19 protein-coding genes and 1 pseudogene are annotated in these 21,619 nt (G+C 75.2%); 10 read left to right on the top strand and 10 right to left on the bottom strand.

Annotated elements, in window-relative coordinates:
* Window positions 1-20 precede the first annotated feature (20 nt).
* On the bottom strand, window positions 21-506 hold the full coding sequence (locus ACQP04_RS14845; RefSeq protein ID WP_433507618.1) for a peroxiredoxin: 486 nt from the start codon (window positions 504-506) through the stop codon (window positions 21-23).
* Window positions 507-655: 149 nt separating this feature from the next.
* Here ACQP04_RS14845 and ACQP04_RS14840 point away from each other — a divergent pair, with 149 nt between their 5' ends.
* Window positions 656-1,129, top strand: coding sequence for a hypothetical protein (locus ACQP04_RS14840; protein WP_433507617.1), 474 nt, complete (start codon window positions 656-658; stop codon window positions 1,127-1,129).
* Window positions 1,130-1,133: 4 nt separating this feature from the next.
* Here ACQP04_RS14840 and ACQP04_RS14835 read toward each other — a convergent pair whose 3' ends face one another.
* Entirely contained in the window at window positions 1,134-1,847 is a 714-nt protein-coding gene (locus ACQP04_RS14835; RefSeq protein WP_433507616.1) for a DUF4253 domain-containing protein, read from the bottom strand.
* A gap of 224 nt (window positions 1,848-2,071) precedes the next feature.
* Window positions 2,072-2,938 carry a type I methionyl aminopeptidase gene (gene map / locus ACQP04_RS14830; protein ID WP_433507615.1) on the bottom strand — a complete coding sequence of 289 codons (867 nt, stop codon included), beginning with the start codon at window positions 2,936-2,938 and terminating at the stop codon, window positions 2,072-2,074.
* 267 nt (window positions 2,939-3,205) lie between these two features.
* On the opposite strand from map, the gene ACQP04_RS14825 reads away from it, so the two are divergent.
* Entirely contained in the window at window positions 3,206-4,495 is a 1,290-nt protein-coding gene (locus tag ACQP04_RS14825; protein ID WP_433507614.1) for a DUF222 domain-containing protein, read from the top strand.
* 239 nt (window positions 4,496-4,734) lie between these two features.
* Here the strand turns inward: ACQP04_RS14825 and ACQP04_RS14820 are convergent, their stop codons facing one another.
* The 3 genes from ACQP04_RS14820 to ACQP04_RS14810 are packed head-to-tail and all read right to left on the bottom strand — an operon-like array spanning window position 4,735 to window position 7,936.
* Window positions 4,735-5,142, bottom strand: coding sequence for an STAS domain-containing protein (locus ACQP04_RS14820; protein ID WP_433507613.1), 408 nt, complete (start codon window positions 5,140-5,142; stop codon window positions 4,735-4,737).
* Window positions 5,139-6,212 carry a cobalamin B12-binding domain-containing protein gene (locus ACQP04_RS14815; protein WP_433507612.1) on the bottom strand — a complete coding sequence of 358 codons (1,074 nt, stop codon included), beginning with the start codon at window positions 6,210-6,212 and terminating at the stop codon, window positions 5,139-5,141. Before ACQP04_RS14815 ends, ACQP04_RS14820 begins: the two co-directional genes overlap by 4 nt.
* Window positions 6,209-7,936, bottom strand: a complete 1,728-nt coding sequence (locus ACQP04_RS14810) for a PP2C family protein-serine/threonine phosphatase (protein WP_433507611.1) — start codon at window positions 7,934-7,936, stop codon at window positions 6,209-6,211. Before ACQP04_RS14810 ends, ACQP04_RS14815 begins: the two co-directional genes overlap by 4 nt.
* A 91-nt stretch (window positions 7,937-8,027) precedes the next feature.
* Here ACQP04_RS14810 and ACQP04_RS14805 point away from each other — a divergent pair, with 91 nt between their 5' ends.
* From ACQP04_RS14805 to ACQP04_RS14790, 4 genes are all read left to right on the top strand, one after another.
* Window positions 8,028-8,957: an RluA family pseudouridine synthase gene (locus tag ACQP04_RS14805; RefSeq protein ID WP_433507610.1), complete on the top strand. Its 930-nt coding sequence runs from the start codon at window positions 8,028-8,030 to the stop codon at window positions 8,955-8,957.
* 266 nt (window positions 8,958-9,223) lie between these two features.
* Window positions 9,224-9,910: a COG4315 family predicted lipoprotein gene (locus ACQP04_RS14800; RefSeq protein WP_433507609.1), complete on the top strand. Its 687-nt coding sequence runs from the start codon at window positions 9,224-9,226 to the stop codon at window positions 9,908-9,910.
* A 96-nt stretch (window positions 9,911-10,006) separates the two neighbouring features.
* Window positions 10,007-11,779: an acyclic terpene utilization AtuA family protein gene (locus ACQP04_RS14795; protein ID WP_433507608.1), complete on the top strand. Its 1,773-nt coding sequence runs from the start codon at window positions 10,007-10,009 to the stop codon at window positions 11,777-11,779.
* Window positions 11,776-13,278, top strand: coding sequence for a CoA transferase (locus ACQP04_RS14790; RefSeq protein WP_433507607.1), 1,503 nt, complete (start codon window positions 11,776-11,778; stop codon window positions 13,276-13,278). Before ACQP04_RS14795 ends, ACQP04_RS14790 begins: the two co-directional genes overlap by 4 nt.
* A 61-nt stretch (window positions 13,279-13,339) precedes the next feature.
* Here ACQP04_RS14790 and ACQP04_RS14785 read toward each other — a convergent pair whose 3' ends face one another.
* The 4 genes and pseudogenes from ACQP04_RS14785 to ACQP04_RS14770 form a co-directional block, all read right to left on the bottom strand.
* Complete coding sequence (locus tag ACQP04_RS14785; RefSeq protein WP_433507606.1) at window positions 13,340-14,563, bottom strand: cytochrome P450 family protein; 1,224 nt, start codon at window positions 14,561-14,563, stop codon at window positions 13,340-13,342.
* 119 nt (window positions 14,564-14,682) lie between these two features.
* Window positions 14,683-15,743 (bottom strand): annotated as a pseudogene (locus ACQP04_RS14780) (IS110 family transposase).
* A gap of 258 nt (window positions 15,744-16,001) precedes the next feature.
* Window positions 16,002-17,612, bottom strand: a complete 1,611-nt coding sequence (locus tag ACQP04_RS14775; RefSeq protein ID WP_433507605.1) for a hypothetical protein — start codon at window positions 17,610-17,612, stop codon at window positions 16,002-16,004.
* A gap of 441 nt (window positions 17,613-18,053) precedes the next feature.
* Window positions 18,054-18,683 carry an L-threonylcarbamoyladenylate synthase gene (locus ACQP04_RS14770; RefSeq protein ID WP_433507604.1) on the bottom strand — a complete coding sequence of 210 codons (630 nt, stop codon included), beginning with the start codon at window positions 18,681-18,683 and terminating at the stop codon, window positions 18,054-18,056.
* A gap of 88 nt (window positions 18,684-18,771) precedes the next feature.
* Here ACQP04_RS14770 and ACQP04_RS14765 point away from each other — a divergent pair, with 88 nt between their 5' ends.
* The 4 genes from ACQP04_RS14765 (at window position 18,772) to ACQP04_RS14750 (ending at window position 21,609) form a co-directional block, all read left to right on the top strand.
* Window positions 18,772-19,275 (top strand): mycothiol transferase, encoded by a 504-nt coding sequence (locus tag ACQP04_RS14765; RefSeq protein ID WP_433507603.1) that lies wholly within the window; start codon window positions 18,772-18,774, stop codon window positions 19,273-19,275.
* Window positions 19,276-19,318: 43 nt separating this feature from the next.
* Entirely contained in the window at window positions 19,319-20,116 is a 798-nt protein-coding gene (locus tag ACQP04_RS14760; RefSeq protein WP_433507602.1) for an SDR family NAD(P)-dependent oxidoreductase, read from the top strand.
* A 25-nt stretch (window positions 20,117-20,141) separates the two neighbouring features.
* Window positions 20,142-21,296 (top strand): polysaccharide pyruvyl transferase family protein, encoded by a 1,155-nt coding sequence (locus ACQP04_RS14755; RefSeq protein WP_433507601.1) that lies wholly within the window; start codon window positions 20,142-20,144, stop codon window positions 21,294-21,296.
* Window positions 21,297-21,366: 70 nt separating this feature from the next.
* Complete coding sequence (locus ACQP04_RS14750) at window positions 21,367-21,609, top strand: hypothetical protein (RefSeq protein ID WP_433507600.1); 243 nt, start codon at window positions 21,367-21,369, stop codon at window positions 21,607-21,609.
* Window positions 21,610-21,619: the final 10 nt, after the last annotated feature.

Here is a 21,619-nt window from a genome sequence, read left to right as displayed (position 1 = left end):
GGCCACGCCGCGGTCGCGCGTCAGAGGCTCTTCAGCACCGCGTCGGCCGAGCTGACGGTCACGTCGGTGGGCTTCTCCTCCACCCAGACGCTCTCGACCACGCCGTCCTTCAGCACGGCGGCGTAGCGCTGCGAGCGCAGGCCCAGACCGAACCCGGTGCCGTCGAGCGTCAGGCCGACCGCCTTGGCGAAGTCGCCGTTGCCGTCGCCGAGCATGAGGACCTTGTCCCCGACCTCGCGCGACCTCCCCCACGCGTCCATCACGAAGGCGTCGTTGACCGCCACGCAGGCGATCGTGTCGACGCCCTTCTCCTTCAGCTCGTCGGCACGCAGCACGTACTCGGGCAGGTGCTGGTCCGAGCAGGCGGGGGTGAACGCGCCGGGCACGCCGAAGAGCACCACGGTGCCCGAGCCCAGGACGTCCGAGCTCTGCACCGGCGTCGGAGCGCCGTTGCGGACGGTGATGAGGGTGACGTCCGGGACGGTGTCGCCGATCGAGAGGGTCACGCCGAGCTCCTCGCTGTCAGGGAAGGTGCGGACACCTCACGCTAGCGCCGGACCGGACCTCGTCGTCGGGTGAGTTGCGGGCTCCCCACCTTCCGGTGAGGCACCGGCCGGCGCGCGAGCCGGGCGCCGTCGTGGGGCACCCTGGTCGCGTGCCCCGCTCGCAGCCCGAACCGCCGCCCCGGCTGTCCCGCTACTGGAACGGCTACGTGTCGGCGTGCGAGGACTCCGTCGCCCGATTCCGGCGCATCGTGTCCGCCATCCCGGCGTCGCCCGCACGGGAGTGGCTCGCCCGGATCGCGACCCAGCTCGACACCGAGCTCGGCGCCGTCCGCAGGCTGGCCACGGTGGGCGACTCGATCGAGCCGGCGTGGTGGTGGGTGAGCGAGGCGCCGGCGAAGCGGATCTCGCAGCGGCTCGACGAGGCCCGGTCCTCCTTCGCCGACGCCGTCGCCCAGGCGGCCACCATCGCCGAGCAGGCCGCGCTCGACCCGGCGCACGCCGACGTCACCGCCCAGCTCGAGGTGCTGGCCCAGCAGGCGTCCGAGCTGGCGCTCGGGCCCGCCCCCGCCGAGCCCGAGCCGGAGGAACCGCGGCGCCGGTGGGGGCGCCGCCGGGAGGCGTGAGGAGTCAGTCCCACCAGAACCGCCACTGCCGCGCGCCGCGGATCAGGTCGGCGTAGCTGCGCAGGGTGAAGACCCGGCCGTCCTGCGGGTCCTGCTGGTCGGGGCAGAAGGCGAAGTGTTCGGCCGCGACCGTCTCGCACTCCGGGCGCGTCATCGGCGGGGCGGCGACCGACAGGAGCAGCGTGTCGGCGTCGAGCTCGACGAGGACGGCGCCGAAGCGCTCCTCCCAGCTGCGCAGCACGGCGGAGATCTCCGCGACGTGCTGGTCGTGGTTGCACGCGCCGCTCCAGTCGACCACCGCGGGGACGTCCGCCGGGCGCGCGGCGTCGACCACGGCGAGCGCCGAGCGCCACGCCCGTTCGCGGGCCCACCGGGCGGCGGCGACGACGGCGAGGTCGCCCTCCAGGGCGGTGGCGTTCCGGTCCGGTACCGGCAGCAGTCCGGGCCAGGCCGGCAGCGGTGCCGAGCAGGAGCAGGTCGGCGGGCAGGGCCCCGGCCAGGCCTGCTCGAGGAGTCGGGCCGGGTCGGCGCGCGCGACGTCGAGCAGCCGGGCCGTGCGCTCGGCGCTCGTGAGCGGCCCGACGCGGCCGACGATCCAGTTGGTGATCCACACGGGGCACCGCCCGGTCGTCGGGGCCGCGCGGAGCAGCTCCTCGTAGACGTCGGGGTTCGGCAGGTCGTGGAGGTCGAAGGGGAGGTGGGCGTCGATCGTCGTCATGCCGGGTTGGACGGGGGTGGTGACGATCCGGGTCCCGGGGCCGCCGAGTTGTTCGCATCTGTGAACGGACCGGGAGGGTAGGAGCGGCGCTCCGTGGTTCCTGTCGGTGTCCCGGGTCATGATCGGGTCTGAACCGGGCCGGGCTCAGGTCCCAGGGGACTTCCCCGGCAGTCCGGTGCTGCTGCACCACCACCTCACCCTCGCCGACGGCTCCGTCGCCGCCCTCACGATCTGTCCGTAGATCCGCTGCGGACGACGCATCTCGGCTGCGAGGCGTCGCGTGCGGAGAGGCGACCGGCGGGCCGGCCCCTGCTGGGCTCCTCCGATTCCCGTCGAGTGAGCACCAGCGGGGCGTCCTCGGTGATGGCGACCGTGTGCTCGGAGTGGGCCGTGCGCGAGCCGTCGGCCGAGCGGATGGTCCACCCGTCGGGGTCGTAGACGATCTTGTCGGTGGTGCGGGCGAACCAGGGCTCGATCGCGAGGGTCAGCCCCGGCCGGAGCTTCAGGCCGCGACCCGCCCGGCCCTTGTTGGAGACGTGGGGGTCCTCGTGCATGGTGCGGCCGATGCCGTGTCCCCCGAACTCGTCGTTGACCGGGTAACCGTGGTCCTGGGCCACCGCCGAGATCGCCGCCGAGATGTCGCCCAGGCGATTGCCCGGACGCGCCACCTCGATCGCCGCCTCGAGGGCCTCCTCGGTGGCACGGACGAGCCGCAGGTCCTCCGCGGCGGCGGTGCCGACGACGACGGTGCGCGCCGAGTCCGCCACCCAGCCGTCGACGCCGACCGCGAGGTCCGCGGTCAGCACGTCCCCGTCACGCAGCGTGTAGTCGTGGGGCAGGCCGTGCAGGACGGCGTCGTTGACGGCCAGGCAGATGACGTTGCGGAACGGGCCGCGCCCGAACGACGGGGCGTAGTCCCAGTAGCACGAGTCGGCCCCGCGCCGCTCGATCATGCCGCGCGCGTGGTGCTCCAGGTCCAGGAGGTTGACGCCCACGTCGGCGAGCCGGCCGACCTCGGAGAGCACCTCGGCGACGAAGCGCCCGGCCACGTGCATGCGGTCGATCTCCGCAGGCGTCTTCAGTTCGATCACGAGTACCTCACGCTCAGAGTGTCGGTATAGTTATACCGGCACCGTAACGCAGACCGGTATAGTAATACCAGTGGAGTCCTGGGCATGCTCCCCTCAGGACTGAGCAGATCACCGCCGCCGCTCGGCGAGACCGCTGTTGCGGCGAGCGGTCGCAGCCCGAAGGCTCCGCCGAGCTGGTGTTCTCCGTTGCAAACACTTCAGGTCGAGCAGCCTCTGACCTGCGGCGAGAGGTCACTGTTCGAACTTGTGTTCGACTATACTGTGGCAATGGATAGGGCCCGCGTCGACGCCGCGCACGGCCGCCTCACGAAGGCGGTCGACGAGTTGCGCGGTGCAGCGGGTCCGGCCGCGTCGGACGACGAGCTGGTGGCCGTCCTCGTCGCGGCCGAGGAGGTGCGGCGGAGTCTCGACCGGGTCGTGGTCGACGCCGTCGCCGATCTCCAACGCCGGGGTGTCTTCGCCGAACGTGGCTACCGCTCCCCCGCCGGCGCGTTGGGCGACCTGCTGGGCTGGGAGCGGTTCGAGGCACGCCGCCGGGTGGTCGCCGCCGATTCGGTCCGTCCGCGCGTCGGTCTCGACGGGAGGGGCCTTCCCGCACGGCTGCCGGCGACCGCGGAGGCGTTCGCTGCCGGAACCGCCGGCCTACGGCACGTCGAGGCGATCGCCAAGGTGCTCGACAGCGGCGCGGCCCGGCGGCTCTCGCCCGAGGTGTGGGCGGGCTCCGAGCTGGAGCTCGCCAGCAAGACCGGCGTGTACACGCCGAGCGAGCTCCTCGCCTGGGGCACCCAGCTCGTCGAGGTCCTCGACCAGGACGGTGCCGAGCCGAACGACGAGCCGCCGCCGCAGATCAACGAGCTGCGCCTGCGTCGCTTCGGCACGAAGCCCGGCTGGACCCTGACCGGCCGCTTCGACGACGCCGCGATGTTCGACGCGATCGCCGCCGCGGTCGACGCCGGCGCCGCACCCCGCGACGCGGACGACGAACGCACCACCCCCGAACGCCAGGCCGAGGCTCTCGCCGAGGTGTGCGGGTTGGTTCTCGAGCGCGGCCGGCTTCCCGAGACCGGCGGCCGGCGCCCGGTGCTGAACGTCGTGATCAGGCTCGACGACCTGGAGAACCGCTGCCGCACGGCCATGCTCGACTTCGGCGGCCAGCTGACCGCCCGGTCGCTCCGCATGCTCGCCTGCGACGCCTCCGTGCTCCCGGTCGTCCTCGCCGGCGACGGCGTCCCCCTCGACGTCGGCCGGATCACCCGCACCGTCCCGGACGGCCTGCGCCGGGCGGTCGCGATACGCGACCACGGGTGCGCGTTCCCCGGCTGCGACCGCCCACCTTCCTGGTGCGAGGTCCACCACGTCGAGGAGTGGCAGCACGGCGGCGCGACCGCCCTCGGCAACCTGGTGATGCTCTGCAAGGTCCACCACCGGCTGATCCACCACTCGGACTGGGAGGTGCGCCTCGCCGGCGGACTCCCCGAGTTCGTCCCGCCGTACTGGTTGGACCCGAGCCGCTCCCCACGACGACGACCAACCCCGCTCCTCCAGCCGACGGGCTGACGGCGGGGTCGGGCGCGCAACTGCCCGACCTCGCTCCCTCACGCCTGTCAGCAGGCGCGGATGACCCACTCCTCGTACGTCGCTCCCCAGCCCGAGTCCCGGTTGCCGGGGTGGGTGAGCGGGATCCATTCCATGTCGTGGCCGTCGGCGGTGGCGGCCCGCGGCCGCCCGTACCCCTCCCCGCGCTCGAGGAGCAGGCGATCGGCCCCGGTGGCTACGGCGAGGACGTCGTCGGCGCCCTACCCCACCTGCCCCTCACTCCCGACCCCGGAGGCCGGGTCGGCGGGGCGGAGGGTGAAGAGGATCTCGGCGCCGGTCACCCGCAGCACCCGGCGCAGCGTGCCGCTGGCGCCGGCGAGGGCGACGGTCCCGCCGCGGCGGGCGGCGCGGCGCTGCAGGCCGATGAGGGCCGCCAGGCCGGCGGAGTCGCAGAAGTCGAGGGCGGCGACGTCGATCACGAGGTCCGCGGGCAGGTCCGGGCCGGCGGCCTCGGCGACCTCACGGACGTGCTCCTCCAGGCTGGGCGCCGTGCCGAAGGTCAGGTCGCCGACGAGGACCAGGACGACCCGCGCGGCCTCGGCCCGCGCCTCCACGCGCAGCGGCTGGGGACGGGTGGGGTCGCGGTGCACGCCGGAGCTGGTGCTCATGCCGTGGCCTCCCTGACTGTGGCCGCGCCGTCGGTGGGCACGGCCGGACGGTCCTGCAGCTGCGCGGCACCGCGGCGCAGGCACTCCTGGGCGAACGGGAAGTCGTGCAGGCCGGTGTGGAACTCGGCGAGCACGGCGCGCGCCGGCCCCGTCCCCAGGCCCCGCGCGTCGAGGAGGTCGGCGAGCCAGCCCAGGTAGCCGGTGAAGACCTCGGGATCGGACAGGTAGACCGCGGCGGTGAGGAAGTCGACGGCGTGGGTCAGGTCGTCCTCCAGCCCCGCCTCCACGACGCCGCCCGGCGCGCCGAGCGCGGTGCGGCCGTCGAGCACCCGGGTGGCGGCGCGGACGAGATCACCCCGCCGCGCGCGCAGGCCCGCGTACTCGGGGCCGGGACCGCCGTCACCGACCTGGTCCGGCTCGGGTTCCGGCCAGGGCATCTCGTCGAGCAGCCGGACGGCCTCGACGGCGTCGGGCGCCCAGGCGTCGACGCCCAGCCTGCGGGCCCAGCGGCCGTCGGCCCCGAAACCCGGCCCGCCGGCCAGCACGGGTGTGCCGGTGCGCTGCGCCGCGACGATCGTGCGGTGCGCGGCGGGCAGGTGCATGGGCAGCGCGCAGCTCACCGCCACGACGTCCGGCCCCTCCTGGTGCAGGTAGCTCACTAGTCCCGCGGCGGGCACGCTCGCGCCGAGGAAGGTGACGTGCCAGCCCGCGAGCCGCAGCACCTCCGCCACGATCCGGCCGGGCAGGGCGTGCCACTCGCCGTCGAGACAGGCGAGGACGACGTGCCCGCGCGAGCCCCGCCGGGTCCGGCGGCCGAGGGCCGCGACCACCCGTTCGTTGACGGCGGTGGCGGCGTGCTCGCGCGCGACGCTCCACTCCCCGCGCTGCCAGCGCAGTCCGACCTCCTCCTGCGTGCCCGCCACCAGCCCGAGGAGGATCTCCCGGGCGGCCACGCCCGCGTCGACCAGGCCGAGGGCCACTGCGACGGCAGTGTCCTCGTCCGCCCGGCCGAGGGCGGCCATGAACTCCGCGCGGCAGGCGGCGACCCGCGGGTCGGACCCGGCGGTCATGCGTGCTCGTCCGCGACCGGGCCCGACCGATCGGGGAGCACCCGCGGCGCCTGGACGACGAGGACGGCGATGTCGTCGTGCGCGCCGGACGCGAGCCAGCGGGTGGTGTGCTGCTCCACCCGCTCGGCGATCGCGGGCGCGGGCATGACGTGCGCGCCGGCCAGCAGCCCCGCCAGCCGCGTCTCGCCGAGGGTCTCGCGGCCGTCGACGCCGCCGCGGGCTTCGCTGACCCCGTCCGTGTAGAGCACGCAGGCCTCGCCCGGCGCGAGCCGGACGGTGCGCGAGGCGAACCGGGCGGAGGGCACCGCGCCGACCAGCATGCCGCCGATCCCGATCTCCTCCACCCCGTCGCGGCGCACGACGAGCGGGGGCAGGTGCCCGCCGCCGGCCAGCTCCAGCTCGAGGCCGCCGTCGGCCAGCGGCGTGGCGGTGCCGAGCACGACGGTCGCGAAGCCCGGGTCGGCCTCGGGGTCCGCGGCCTCGAGCATGGTCTCGTTGAGCAGCCGGAGCAGGCTGACGGGATCGTGGTCGAGGCGGCGCAGGGCCTGGACGGACTGACGCAGCTGCCCGGTGCTGACGGCCGCGTGCACGCCCTTGCCGCACACGTCGCCGAGCACGAACATGGCCGAGCCGTCCGGCCCGACGAGCACGTCGTAGAAGTCGCCGCCGATGAGCAGGCCCTCCTCGGCCGGCCGGTACGCCGCACCGAAGACCATGCCGGGGACCCGCGGCAGCGCGGGCTGCTGCAGGCTCCGCTTGAGCACGGCGGCGGTGCCGGCCTGGCCCGCGTAGAGCGAGGCGGCCGCGAGCGCCAGCCCGGAGCGCTGGGCGAACTCCTCGGTGAGCGCCTTGTCGACGCCCTGGGCGGCGGCCGAGTCGGCCTCGTGGCGCAGCAGCACCAGCGCGCCGGCGGGGACGCCGTTGCCGGGCAGCGAGATCAGGGCCGCGGCGGACCGCGCGCCGGCCGCCCAGGGCTGCCCGGCGAGGTCCTCGGCGAGCAGCGGGCGCGGCCCGCCGGCGACGCCGGCCAGCGCGTCCCGCAGCTCGGCGGGCATGTCGGCGACGTCCGTGCGGCCGCTGCTGGCGACCCGGTCGCCGGTGCAGGCGTACCACTCCGACACCCCGCCGCGGACCGGCAGCACGACGACCGCGAGGTCCGCCAGCTCCGACGACGCCAGCTCCACGACCGCCCGTGCGGTTCGCCCGGGGTGCAGCGACAGCCCGAGGCGACGGCTGGCGGTGGCGAGGAAGCGCGAGCGGGCGCGCTCGGCGAGCAGGTTGTCCAGCCGCCTGCGGTGCTCGGTGACGTCCTCGACGTGCCAGGCGACCCAGCCGTCGGGCAGCTCCTGGCGGCGGGCCCGCAGCGCGCGGCCGGCCAGCTCGAGCTCGGCCGCACCGTCGCCCGGGCCGGCGCAGAGCCCGGCCGCGACGGGTCCGGGCAGCAGCTCGGCCTCGCGCACACCCGGCAGCAGACGGCGGGCGGCGGCGTTGGCCCGGCGGACGAGGCCGCGGTCGTCGAGGGCGAGGACGCCGAAGTCGGCGCCGTCGAGCAGCCGGTCGGCGAGGGTCGGGGCGGGCGTGCGCGGGGGAACGACGGCCGGCACCACCGGGTCGGCGGCCTTGACCGGGTTGTCGACGGATCCCCCGCCGATCCCCGCCGTCATCCGGCCCGCATCGGCGTCCTTGCTGCGGATGATCGCGCTCCCCCCTCCCGACACGGCCACGCGCAGGAACGGCGCACCCGCACGTGAGGTTAACCGCTGCCGCGGCGCCCGCGGGCGCGGACCGGCGGCGCCGCCTCCGTATCCTCGCCCGGTGAGACGACGCCGCCCGGCCCCGCTCCCGCAGCGGCACGGGCTCGACCCGGTCCGGCTGCGCACGCCGGACGAGGGCCCGTGGCGGACCATGCGGGAGCACCTGGTCGAGCGGCTGCCGCGGGTGGACCCGGGCCGGATCGAGGAGATGCTGCGCGAGGAGCGGATCGTCGACCTCGACGGGCCGCTCGCCGTCGACGCCCCGTTCGTGCCCGCCTCGTTCGTCTGGTTCCACCGGGACCTGCCCGACGAGGTGCCGGTCCCCTTCGAGATCGGGATCGTGCACCGCGACGACGACATCCTCGTCGTCGACAAGCCCCACTTCCTGGCCACGATCCCGCGCGGGCGGCACGTCCTGGAGACCGCGCTCGTGCGGCTGCGGCACCGGCTCGACCTGCCGCAGCTCTCCCCCGCCCACCGGCTCGACCGGGTCACCGCCGGGCTGGTGCTGTTCGTGGTGCGCCCCGAGCTGCGCGGCCGCTACCAGACGATGTTCCGCGACCGCCGCGTCCGGAAGACCTACGAGGCGGTCGCCCCGTACCGGCCGGACCTCGAGCTGCCCCGCACGGTGCGCAGCCGGATCGTCAAGGAGCGCGGCGTGATCCGGGCCTACGAGGTGCCCGGCGAGCCGAACGCCGAGACCCGCGTGGAGCTCCTCGAGCGCCGCGGCGACCTCGGCCGCTACCGCCTGCGGCCGCTCACCGGTCGAACCCATCAGCTGCGGCTGCACCTGGCCGGGCTCGGCATCCCGATCGTCGGCGACGACTTCTACCCCGACCTGCACGAGACCCCGCTCGACGACTTCTCCTCGCCGCTGCAGCTGCTCGCCCGCACCCTGGAGTTCACCGATCCGGTGAGCGGCGAGGAGCGGCGGTTCGACAGCCGCTCGACGCTGCGGGCCTGGCCGGAGAACGGTCCGGTGGGCGGGTGAGCGGCCGCCCGGGCCGGCGTCGTCATCGTTTCTGAGGACGGCCTACGGCGTTCGGAGCAGCGCCGGTGCGCGTCGGCAGCAGACGGCGGCCGCTCGGCGCGCCGGTCGCGTCGCGTGCCGTGATCGTCTCTCAGCGTGGCAACTCGGGACACCCGCGACTTCATAAGGTCGCCCTCAGCGGTTCCCGTCCTCGGCGCACCGCCCCCCGCCGCCGCGGGCGGGACCGCACGACTCGCTCCCCGCGAAGAACTGAAGGAACCACCGAGATGACGCTCCCCCGTCTCCTCCGGCACGCCCGCCTGCGCCCCGTCCTCATGGCGGCCGCTGCCCTCACCGCCGCGACCGCGCTGTCCGCCTGCGGGTCGTCCGGGTTCGTCGACGCCAGCGACGCGGTGCCCGCCGGCAGCTCGTCCGGCAGCACGTCCGGCGGCGCCAACGGCAGCGCGAACGGCACGACCGTCGCCCCGACCGGCGGCCTCGGCACCGGCGTGACCGCCGTCGGCACCGTGGTGACCACGGACGGCTTCACCGTCTACCGCTTCGCCAACGACCGCAACGACCCGTCCGCCGCCACGTGCACCGGCGACTGCGCCAAGAAGTGGCCGCCGGTGCAGGGCGACGGGCAGCCCGCGCTGCAGGGCATCCCGTCCGGCCTGGTCGGCACGATCGGTCGTCCCGACGGCACCCAGCAGCTCACGCTCAACGGCTGGCCGCTCTACCGCTACAGCGGCGACACCAGGCCCGGTGACTCGAAGGGCGAGGGCGTCGGCGGGACCTGGGCCGCGATGGGCGTCAACGGCACCCCCGCCGCCAACGGCCCGGGCGCGAGCCCGGCGGCCGCGCCGGCCGCCGTCCCGGCCGGGTCGCTGGGCGTGACGAGCCCGGCCGGCAAGGCCGCCACGACCGGCGGCGCCCCCGTGACGACCGGGGCCGCACCCGCCGCGGGCCACTGATCGGAAGGGGCCCGGGAGGGGCCGGGGCGCAGTCCGCATGCGACTGCATCACCGGCCCCTCCTCGAATCCCCGCGAGAGGGCTATCGTCGGTCCTCATGAACGAACGATCGGTGAGGATCGGGAACTTCTCGGGCTACCTCGGTGACCGGTTCACGGCCATCGACGAGGCGATGGCGGGCGACCCCGTCGACGTCCTCATGGGCGACTACCTCGCCGAGGTGACGCTCGCCGCGCTCGCGGTGACCTACGACCCGGCCCGCGGCGGCGGCTGGGTCGACTACTTCCGCAAACAGCTCCGCCCACATCTGGCCACGATCGCCGAGCGCGGCATCAGGATCGTGACCAACGCCGGCGGGTTCAACCCGGCGGGGCTCGCCGCGGCCCTGCGCGAGGACCTCGCCGAGGCCGGCGTCGACCTCACCGTGGCCCACGTCGAGGGCGACAACGTCCTCGACCGGCTCGGCGAGTTCCACACCGACGGGCACGCCATGGAGCACCTCGACACCGGTGCCCCGCTCAAGGACTGGGGCGTGGACCCGATCGCGGCCAACTCCTACCTGGGCGGGTTCGGGATCGCCGAGGCGCTGAAGGCCGGCGCGGACATCGTCGTCACGGGGCGGGTCACGGACGCCTCGCTCACCGCCGGTCCGGCCGCCTGGTGGCACGGCTGGACGCCCGACGACTGGGGCCCGCTCGCCGGCGCGATCACCGCCGGGCACATCATCGAGTGCGGTGCCCACGCGACGGGCGGCAACTTCTCGGGCTTCATGCAGGTCCCGGGCATGGTGAAGTGCGGCTTCCCGATCGCCAAGATCGCGGCGGACGGCTCGTCGGTGATCACCAAGCACGCCCGGGACGGCGGCATGGTCACCGTGGACACCGTGACCGCGCAGCTGGTCTACGAGATCCAGGGGCCGCGCTACCTCAACCCCGACGCCACGGTCCACCTCGACACCGTCCGGCTCAGCCAGGTGGGCAAGGACCGCGTGGCGATCGCGCCCGTCGTCGGCTCGCCGCCCCCGCCGACGGCGAAGGTGGCGGTGTTCGCGCAGATCGGCTGGCAGATCTCGCAGATGCTGTTCTGCACCTCGCCGAACGTCGCCGAGAAGGTGGCGCTGCTGCGCGACCAGCTCCGTGCCCAGCTCGAGGGGCACGTCGACCAGCTCGACGTCACCCCGCTCGGCACGGCCGCGGAGGACCCGCACTCGCAGTGGGAGGCCACGGTCCCGATCCGGGTCATGGCGACCGCCCGCGCGCCGGAGGCGCTGAAGCCGTTCCCCGCCGCCGTCGGCAGCCTCTACCTGCAGGGCTTCCCCGGCTTCCACCACGACGGCGGCGCCCAGCCGGTCCGCGAGCCGTGGCCCCGGATCGACTACTGGCCCGCGCTGCTGCCCGCCGAGCTCGTGCCGAACACCGCGGTGCTCGCCGACGGCACGCGCCTCGAGGCGCCGGTCTCCTCGCGCTGGGCGACGCCCGAGGAGCTCGAGCAGGGCCGCTCGCCGGAGCCGCCCGCCGCGTCGACCGCCGCGACGACCGGGGGCCGCCGGATCCCGCTCGGCGAGCTCACCTACGCCCGCGCCGGCGACAAGGGCGGCAACTCCAACGTCGGCATCTGGGCGCCCGACGCCGAGCACTGGGAGTGGCTGCGGTCCACGCTGAGCACCTCGGCCATCCGGGAGCTGCTGCCCGAGGCCAAGGACTGCGACGTCGTCCGGCACGAGTTCCCGTACCTGCGCGCCGTGCACGTCGTGCTCAAGGGGCTGCTGGGCACGGGCGGGTCGTCGAACCTGCGGGTGGACCAGATCGGCAAGTCCGTGGGCGAGTACCTGCGGTCCAAGCACGTCACGGTGCCGGAGGAGCTGCTGTGACCGCACTGCTCGGGCTGGGCGAGCGGATCGGGGCGGCGGTCACGAACCCGGCCACCGATGACGCGTTCGACGTCCACGGCGCGCTCGACGCCCTGCTCGGCGGGATCGGCCTGGCCGCATCGGACGCCGGCGGGCGGGTCACGTTCCTCGGCGCCGACCCCGTCGTCCCCAGCGCGTTGCGGCTCGGCGGGGCGGCGGCCCTGGCGCTGGCCGCGAAGTCGGTCGCCCTCGCGGCGCTGCACCGCGACCGCGGCGGCGCCGGGCAGGACGTCACGGCCGACCTGCGCAGCGCCCCGCACCGGCTCTGCCCCTTCTACGACCGGCGCTGGGAGCTGCTCAACGGCTATCCGGCGGCGTCGGCGGCGAACCCGTCGCCGGCGTTCGGGTTCCGCTTCTACCGGGCCGGCGACGGCCGCTGGGTCATGCCGCTCAACGGTTATCCCGCGCTGAAGGTCGCCACGCAGCGGCTGCTCGACTGCGCCGACACCCCGGAGGCGGTCGAGCGGGCGGTCGCCCGGTGGGACGCCGCCGAGCTGGAACGCGCCGGCGCCGAGGCCGGCGTCGTCATGCCGCTGGTCCGCACCACCGCCGAGTTCCTCGCCACCGAGCAGCACGCCGCCCTCGAGGACACCCCGCTGATCGAGATCACGCGCATCGGCGACGCCGACCCCGAGCCGCTGCCGGGCGGCGCCGAACAGCCGCTCGACGGCGTCCGCGCGCTCGGGATGGGGCACGTGATCGCCGGCGCGGGGACGGGCCGCACGCTCGCGCTGCACGGCGCCGACGTGCTGAACCTGTGGCGGCCCACCGAGTTCGAGCACGACACCACGTACGTGACCGCGAACGTCGGGGTCCGGTCCGCGACCGTGCACCCCGCCCGCGGCGACGGCCCACGGATCGTGCGGGAGCTGCTCGCGGGTGCGGACGTCTTCTACGCCAACCGTCGGCCGGGCTACCTGGCGTCGATCGGGTTGTCGGCGGAGGAGGCCGCAGCGGTGCGGCCCGGCCTCGTCCACGCCACGAACACGCTGAACGGCGAGCGGGGACCGTGGCGCGACCGCGTCGGCTTCGACCAGACGGCGGGCGCCCTCACCGGCATGTTCGACCTGGAGGCGGGCGGGATCTCGCCCGAGGTGGAGCCGCGGCTGTCGCCGATCCTCGTGGTCAACGACTACATCGTCTCCTGGCTGACCGCGGCGGGGATCGTCGCGGCGCTGCGGCGGCGCGCGGTGGAGGGCGGCAGCTGGAAGGTCCACGTCTCGCTGACCCGGGTGGCGCTGTGGATCCTCGAGCTCGGCGTGTTCGACCTCGGCTACGCCCGGTCGGTCGCCGGGACCGGGGAGGAGCACGCCTACCTCGATCCCGAGACCTTCACCGCGGACACCCCGCTCGGGCTGTACCAGGGCGTGACCGACCAGGTCCGGATGTCCGGCACGCCGGGGCGCTACCGCACGGTCCTCGTGCCGCGCGGCAGCTCCCGGCCGGCCTGGCTCACCTGATCGTCTCCGCAGGTCACCCGGGGTCGTGAGCGCCGACTGCCCCTCCAGGGGCAGTTGCCGCTCACAGGTGGACGGGGAGGCTGCCCAGGCCGTGGATCAGCGTGGACTGCCGCCAGCCGAGCGTCTCCGGGTCGCCGGCGAGGGCGAGGCCGGGGAACCGCTCGAGCAGGGTGCGGAAGGCGATCTCGCCCTCGAGCCGGGCCAGCGGGGCGCCCAGGCAGTGGTGCACCCCGTACCCGAAGGCGACGTGCCCGCCCGCGTCGCGCGTGACGTCGAGCGTCGCGGCGTCGTCGTACCGCCCGGTGTCCCGGTTGGCCGAGACCAGCGAGATCAGCACGACCTCGCCCTCGGGGACCGTGGTGCCGCCGATCTCCACCGGCTCGGTGGTGTAGCGGAAGGTCGCGAGGTTGATCGGGCCGTCGAAGCGCAGGAACTCCTCGACGGCGTTGGGCACCAGGTCCGGGTCGGCGCGCAGGAGGGCGAGCTGGTCCGGGTGGCGCAGCAGCGCGAGCGTGCCGTTGCCGATCAGGTTGACCGTGGTCTCGTGCCCGGCGACGAGCAGGAGGAACGCCATCGACGTCGCCTCGCGCGCCGAGAGCGTGTCCCCGTCCTCCGACGCCTTCACGATCGCCGACAGCATGTCCTCACCCGGGTTCGCGGCCTTGTCGGCGACGAGCCGGGCCAGGAACTCCGCCATCGCGCCGGCCGCGGCGCCGCGCTCCTCCGGCGGCGCGGCCGAGAGCAGTGTGGTGGTCCAGCCGCGGAAGTCGTCCCGCTCCCCCTCGGGCACGCCGAGCAGCTCGCAGATGACGGTCATCGGCAGCGGGTAGGCGAACTCGTCGAGCAGGTCGACCGTGCCCTCCCGGGCGGCCTTCGCGGCCATCCGGTCCGCCAGCCCGTGCGCGATCTCCTCGATCCGCGGCCGCATCCGCGCGATCGCCCGCACGGTGAACGCCCGGTTCACCAGCTTGCGCAGCCGCGTGTGGTCCGGCGGGTCGGTGTTCAACATGTGCCCGGCGAGCGAGTCGGCGAACTGCATCCGCCGCTCCGGCGCCACCGAGCGGCGCTCGAGGATCTCTCCGAACTTCGCGCCGTCCTTGGACAGCCGCGGGTCGTTCAGCGCGGGCCGCGCGTCCTCGTAGCGGGTGACCACCCAGGCCTGCAGGCCCATCGGGGTGTTCACCCGGACGACGGGCGCCTCCCGGCGCAGCGTCCGGTACAGCGCGTCCGGGTCGTCGAAGAACTTCCCGTCCAGTTCGACGACCTGGGTCCCCGCGTTCGTCATCGCGTCCTCCCCCGGCCGGGCTCGCCCCGGCCCGGGGCCCACGCTAGGCCGCTCCGCCCTGAGACGTCCTCAGAACGGACAGCCCGCGGGCCCTCGTCGGACGGATGCTCCTATGGATGTCAAGCGACGGCTGGGGCGTCGTGGGATGTGAGTAGTTCTTGGTAGATCTCTCGGGCGATGTAGCGCTTGAGGCAGCGGATGATCTCTTTCTTGGACATGCCCTCGGTGGTGCGGCGGTCGCGGTAGGCGCGGGTGCGTGGGTCCCACCGCAGTCGGCAGAGCACGATCCGGTAGAGCGCGGCGTTGGCTTGCCGGTCCCCGCCACGGTTGAGCCGGTGCCGGTGGGTGCGTCCGGAGGAGGCGGGCAGTGGTGCTGCCCCGCAGAGCATGGCGAACGCCGCCTCGGAGTCGAGCCGTTCGGGGTTCTCCCCTGCGGTGACCAGCAGCTGTCCGGCGACCTCGGTGCCGACCCGTTCAACGCGACCAGGCCCGGGTTGATCGCGGCGACCAGCGGGCCCAGCAGTGCGTCGAGTTCGGCGATCTCGGCGGTGAGGCGTTGGTGGCGCTGAGCGAGGCTGCGCAGCGCGATCAGGGTCGCGGTGGCGGGGTCCTTGGCCCGGCTGTGGTCAGGGCGGCGAGTCGCGCAGTGGGTGATCAACCGACGGGTGGTCAGTCCGCGCAGTTCGGTGCGCAGTGTCTCCGGAGCCGTCACGACCAGCGATTTCATCTGGGTCTGTGCTTCGGCTCGGTTGCTGATGGCGCTGCGTCGAGCGACTCGCAGCGCGCGTAGTGCTTCCACCTGTCCGTCGCGGTGTTTCGGGGTGCCGGTAGCGCGTCCGGACAGCGCGGCGCGAGCGGCGGCCTCGGCGTCGACCGGGTCGGACTTGCCCTGCCAGCGGCGGGTCTTGCGGTCGGGGCGGTCGACCTCGACCACCTCGATCCCGGCGGCGTGCAGGTGGCGTGCCAGGCCTGCGCCGTAGACACCGGTGCCCTCGACCCCGACCCGTAGTAGCAGTCCGAAGCCCTGCAACCAGGCCAGCAGACTCCGATAGCCGGACGGCGTGGTCGGGAACTGGCGGTGGCCCAGTAGCCGGCCCGCGGAGTCCAGCACCGCAGCGGTGTGGGTGTCCTTATGAGTGTCGATCCCACCGGTGACCTGCAGCTCATGGGCGGAGCCCATCGCAGAACGGGTGGGCTGTGTCATCGTGGTCACTGTCGTCCTGTCCTTCGAGCGTGCAGGGCGGCACGCACCAGCCGGGCTGGCGGACAAGACAGTGATGGGTGCCTGCTGGCACAGGCTCCTATGAGGTCACGACGCCGTCTGGTGAGTGCAAGCGAGCCCCGCAGTCAGCCGAACGACAGATCCACTTCAGGACCCGGGGTCAGTCAGCGCTTGGGTCAGAACGACCGGCTGCGGGGCTCGCCTACATCCTCACTGTCAGCGCTCGTCGCCCCACAGGCCCTCGCCGGTCCACGGGTCGCGCGACTCCTCGTACCGGCGCTCCAGCGTGGGGCCGGGTACCGGGCCCTGCACCGGCGAGTCGGCATCGGACCCCGGCTCGCCCGACTGGTACGACGGCTCGTCCTCGGGATCGGCCGCGCGGTGCCGGCCGGCCTCCAGCCCGCGCTGGTAGGTCGACAACCGGTTGCGCACGCGGTCCGGCTGCCGCTCGGCGGAGGCCTCCCCGCCGGCCGATGCCCCGGCCGCGCCCCGGCGGCTGCGCAGCGGCGGCGTGACCATCTGCCGGCCGGGCCGGCGCCGCGGGAGGCCGCTCCCGGTGGTCGGCAGCTCGGTCTCGGCCCGCGCCGCGCGCTCGGCGGCGGCGCGCCACTCGTCGTCCCCCGAGCCGGCCCAGTCCCCGCCGGCCCAGTCCCCGCCGGTCGAGTCCCCGCCGGTCGAGGTCCCGCCGATCGTGGTGCTCGAGCCGAGCCAGCTGTCCGCGAGCCCGCGTCCGTTGCCGTTGTGGCCGTTCGTGTGCCCGTTGACGCCGTTTCCGCTGTGGCCGTTCAGTCCGTTGCCCTGCGACCAGCCGTTGGTGGCCGGGGCCGGGTCGTCGTTCGTGCGGAACCACGCCGAGGCCACGGCGGCGAAGATCGGGGTGCCGGCCAGGTCGTCCTCCGGCCGGGAGAGCCCGGCGTCGAACGAGCCGAACAGCTCGTCGACCGAGGCGGGCGCGGGAGCGGAGCCGGCGCGCACCGGCTCCCACGTGATCTCCGACGACTCCTCGCGCGACTCGCGGGGTGCGGGGGCGGGCGACGGCACGGGGGCCGGGGGGGCCTCGCGCGGGACCTGGACGCCCGCGGCCGGCTCGACCAGCGCCCGCGGGAAGCGGACCAGCGCGATCGTGCCGAAGCCCGGGGTGGCGGGGCCGCCGAGCGGGGCCTGCAGCTCCAGGCGGGCGCCGCAGCGGCGGGCCAGCCGCGCGGCCAGGTGCAGGCCGAGCCGCTCCGGCGGGATGGGCGCGCTGGCGCCCCCGGCGATCTCGTTCTCCAGCGCCGCGGCCTCCTGCCAGGGCAGCTCGACGCCCTCGGCCTGCAGCTCGATCGTGACGCCCCCGTCGCCCGCCCAGCGGCCGACCAGCTCGATGCGGCTGCTCCGCGGCACCGTGCGCTCGGCGTGCGCGACCAGCTCGGCGAGCACCTGCCCGGCGCCCACGGCGCTGCCGGCGGCGAGCGAGGCCGACGGGGCGGGCGGGACCGACACGCGCTGCGGCTCCTCGGCGCCGGCCGCGGTGTCCGCGAGGATCCGGCCGATGCCGGTGGGGACGGGGCCGCGCCGCTCGGGGCGGCCGCCGACGAGGCTGAGGACGCTCTCGCCGTCGCGCAGCAGGCGCCGGGCCCCGGCCGCGATCTCGGCACCCTCGGGCGAGTCCGGGCCGAGCCGCTCGGCGACCGAGAGCTGCCGCTCGGCGTGGCCGCAGATCCGCCGCGCGAGGCCCGCGAGCAGCAGGTCGGGCCGGTCGTCGGAGGCGCCGACGCCGCCGCCGGTGCCGGTCGCACCCCCGCCCGGCTCGTCGAGCCAGGAGGCGGACGAGACGTCTCGCTCCACGCTGTCCTCCGCTGGTCCGTACCCCGATCCGGCCGGGACGCCGCACGGACCCGGCCGCCCGCCCGCGACCGCCCGCCGAAGCAGGCGGGCGCCCTCGGGCCCCGCGTCCGCCGGGGGAGCTGCGACCCGACATCTGTAGGTCCACGGGACATTACCCGGCGGTCCGGCGCCCGGCCGCCCGTCGGGCGGGCGTGCGATGACCGGTCGGCGGGAGGTGGACCGGCGGCGATCGGCAAGCCGACACGCCGGACCGGGGGGAGTGAATCCTCCGGCGGCCGGTCGTCGCACGGATGCGGGCACGGACGCGGTCCGGCGGGAGGAGAGGGGCGGAGCACGGAACAGGCGCCCCGTCCGCGACGCTGCGGCGGTGCGCCCGGTCACAGAGGCTAGGTCAGCACCTGCCCGGTCGTCCAGGGTCCGGCGCGGACCGGTTTCCCGGGATCACTCGAATCGGGACGGATCACCGGCGCCCTTGCGGACGATCTCGGGCTCCGGACCGGAGAGATCGACGACGGTGGTCGGCTCGGTGCCGCACTCGCCCGAGTCGAGGACGGCGTCGACGGCGTGGTCGAGCCGCTCCTTGATCTCCCAGCCCTGGGTCGGCGGGACGTCCGGCTCCGGCGAGTCCGGCAGCAGCAGCGTCGACGAGAGCAGCGGCTCGCCGAGCTCGGCGAGCAGGGCCTGCGCGACGAGGTGGTCCGGGATGCGCACGCCGACGGTTCTCTTCTTCGGGTGCAGCAGCCGCCGCGGCACCTCCTTGGTGGCCGGGAGGATGAACGTGTACGGCCCGGGCGTCGCCGCCTTGACCGCGCGGAACACCGCGTTGCCGACCTGCACGAACTGGCCCAGCTGCGCGAAGTCGCTGCAGACGAGGGTGAAGTGGTGGCGGTCGTCGAGCCGGCGGATCGCGCGGATCCGGTCGAGGCCCTCCTTGTTGCCGAGCTGGCAGCCGAGGGCGAAGACCGAGTCGGTGGGGTAGACGATCAGGCCGCCGCCGCGGACGATGTCCACCGCCTGGCCGATCGCGCGGCGCTGCGGGTTGTCCGGGTGCACGTCGAAGTACCGGGCCACCGCAGCAGCCTATCGCCGGAATGCGCAGCGGGGCAGGGATCACCTAGCGTCGACGGGAGCCGGACCGCCGACCCCCCTGGAGGACGCCGTGACCCCCGCCGAGTTGCTCACCGACGCCTTCGGCCGGATCTCGGAGGGCGTGCCCGCCGTCGTCGACGGCCTGTCCGAGGAGCAGCTCGCGCTGCGCCTCGACGGCGACGGCAACTCGATCGCGTGGCTCGTGTGGCACCTGACCCGGGTGCAGGACGACCACCTCGCCGACGCCTTCGGCACCGAGCAGGTCTGGCTCGCCGACGGCTGGCAGCAGCGCTTCGGCCTCGACCTCGAGCCGGCGGACACCGGTTACGGGCACGGCCGCGACCAGGTCGCCGCGGTGCGCGCGCCCGCGGACCTGCTGGCCGGCTACCACGCCGCCGTCGCAGAGCGGACCGTCGAGCTGCTGGCGAAGCTCACGCCGGAGCAGCTCGACGAGGTGATCGACGACAACTGGGACCCGCCCGTCACCCGCGGGGTCCGGCTCGTCTCCGTGGTCGACGACGACGCGAAGCACCTCGGGCAGGCCGAGTACGTCCGGGGGCTCCTGCCGGGCTGACCGCGGTCTGGCCGCCGGGCCGCGCCTGGTGTGAGGTGGGGACATGGATCTCCAGTTGACCGGCAGGCGGGCGATCGTGACCGGCGGGAGCCGCGGCATCGGGCTCGCGGTGGCGGCCGCCCTGGCCGCCGAGGGCTGCGACGTCGCGATCGTCTCGCGGGGCAAGGAGGCGCTCGACGAGGCCGCCGTCCGGCTCGCCGCGCACGGCACCCGGATCGTGCCCCTCGTCGCCGACACCACGGACGACGCGTCCGTCCGCGCGATGGTCGACGAGGTCGTGACCACGCTCGGCGGCGTCGACATCCTGGTCAACGCGGCCGCCAAGCCTGCGTCGGCGGGCGCCCAGGCCGGCGCCTCCACCACCGGCGACGACCTCATGCGCGAGCAGTTCGAGACCAAGGTGCTGGGCTACCTGCGGTGCGCCCGCGCCGTCGCCCCGCTGATGACCGCGCAGGGCTGGGGCCGGATCGTCAACATCAGCGGGCTCAACGCGCGCGGGTCGTCGTCGCTGGTCGGCTCCGTGCGCAACGTCGCCGTCTCCGCGATGACCGCCGCGCTGGCCGACGAGCTGGGGCCGCAGGGCGTGAACGTCACCGTCGTGCACCCCGGGCTCACCGTCACCGAGCGCACCCCGGCCATGGTCGCCGCCAAGGCCGAGGCCGACGGCACGTCGGCGGAGGAGGCGGAGCGCGCCCTCGGCCGGACGACCACGGTCGGCCGGATGATCACCGCCGAGGAGGTCGCGGACGTCGTCGCCTTCCTCGCCTCGCCGCGCAGCGTGGCGATCAACGGCGACGCCGTGGCCGCGGGCGGCGGGCAGCCGGGGGTGACCTTCTACTGAGATCGCGGGCCGGGATACTCGGGCCGTGGCGGACGACCGGCGGCCCCTGTACCACCTCGTCGGGACCGCGGGGTTCCCGAACTACGGCGACGAGCTGATCGCCGCCGGCTGGCTGCGGCACCTGGCGCGCACCGCGCCGGAGGCGGACGTCTGGCTCGACTGCCCCTCCCCCGGCACCGCCGCCGTCCTGCTCGACGGCCTGCACCCGCGGGCGCGCTTCACCGACACGGTCTGGCGGCTGTGCCACGCGGCGCCGGAGGGCGGCCCGTGGGAGACGGCGGCGTGGGTGCGCAGCGCAGTCGCCGACCCGGGCCTCGCGCCCCGGTGGGTCGCGGGGGTCGGGTTGCTGCGCCGGGCCGAGGTGGTGCACGTGGTGGGCGGCGGGTACGTGAACGGGATCTGGCCGCGGCACGCCGGGGTGCTCGCCGCCGCGGTCGCCGCCGTCGAGCACTCGGGCGGGCGGGCCGTCGCGACCGGCCAGGGCCTCACGCCGGAGGCCGACGGCGCCGGGCCGCTGCTCCGCTCGCTGCTGGAGCGGTTCGCGCTGGTCGAGGTGCGCGACGAGGCCTCGGCCCGGCTGCTCGACCGGCCGGACACCCTCGGGCTCGACGACGCCTTCCTCCCCGCCGCCGCGGTCCCGGCCGTCGACGGCGCGCCCCGGGTCGTGCTCTGCCTGCAGTCCGACCTCAGCGACCGGCCCGCCGAGGCGCTCGCCACGTTCGTGCTCGGGGCGCTGCGGCGGTGGGAGGTCGACCCGGGGGAGGTCGCCGTCGTCGAGGGGAGTCCGGGGCAGGACCGCGTGGTCTACGCGCTGCTGGAGCACGAGCTTCCCGGGGCGCGGTTCGTGCCGTTCGACGCCGTGTGGCGGGACGGGCTGCCGGTCGCGGCCGACCAGACGTGGATCTCCACCCGCTTCCACCCGCACCTCGTCGCGGCGGCGGCGGGCGCGGGCGGGATCGCGGTGAGCCTGAACGGCGACTACTACCCCACCAAGCACCGCTCGCTGACCGCCCTCGGCAGCGGCTGGGAGCTGGTCACCGATCTCGGCGCGACGCCGGACCGGCCGGGTCCGGGCGGCTTCCCGGCCGCGGTCCTGGCCGACCTGCGGGAGCGGAAGGCCGCGCTGGCCGACCGCGTCTACGGGCGGCGCGCCGGCGCCGGGGTCCGCCGCTCGGCCTGACGAGTGGCAAGGTGCCGATCATCACCCGGATGGAGGGACACGTTCGCCGTAGCCGCCGCGATGAGTGGGCATGGACGCGATCAGCAACGACCACGGGGCCGCGGCCGTCCCGGTTCCCGCACAGCGTCCGGCCCCCGAGGACTGCACGGATCCCGTCGCCGCCGACGACTGCCTGATCGAGGAGATCAGGACCGGGCGCCGGACCGCCGACGACCCCGACCCCCTCGTCCGCGTCCTCGTGCGCTGGCGCCAGGTCATGCGGCTGCCGCGCACCGGGCGGAGCGGCGGACGGCGCCGCTGCGGCCGGGTGTGAGCCCACGGGT

It is taken from the genome of Pseudonocardia halophobica, from assembly GCF_050948485.1.
Lineage (GTDB): Bacteria > Actinomycetota > Actinomycetes > Mycobacteriales > Pseudonocardiaceae > Pseudonocardia > Pseudonocardia halophobica.
The sequence above is the reverse complement of the archived record's forward strand: the minus strand, read 5'-3'. Positions and strand labels throughout refer to the sequence as shown.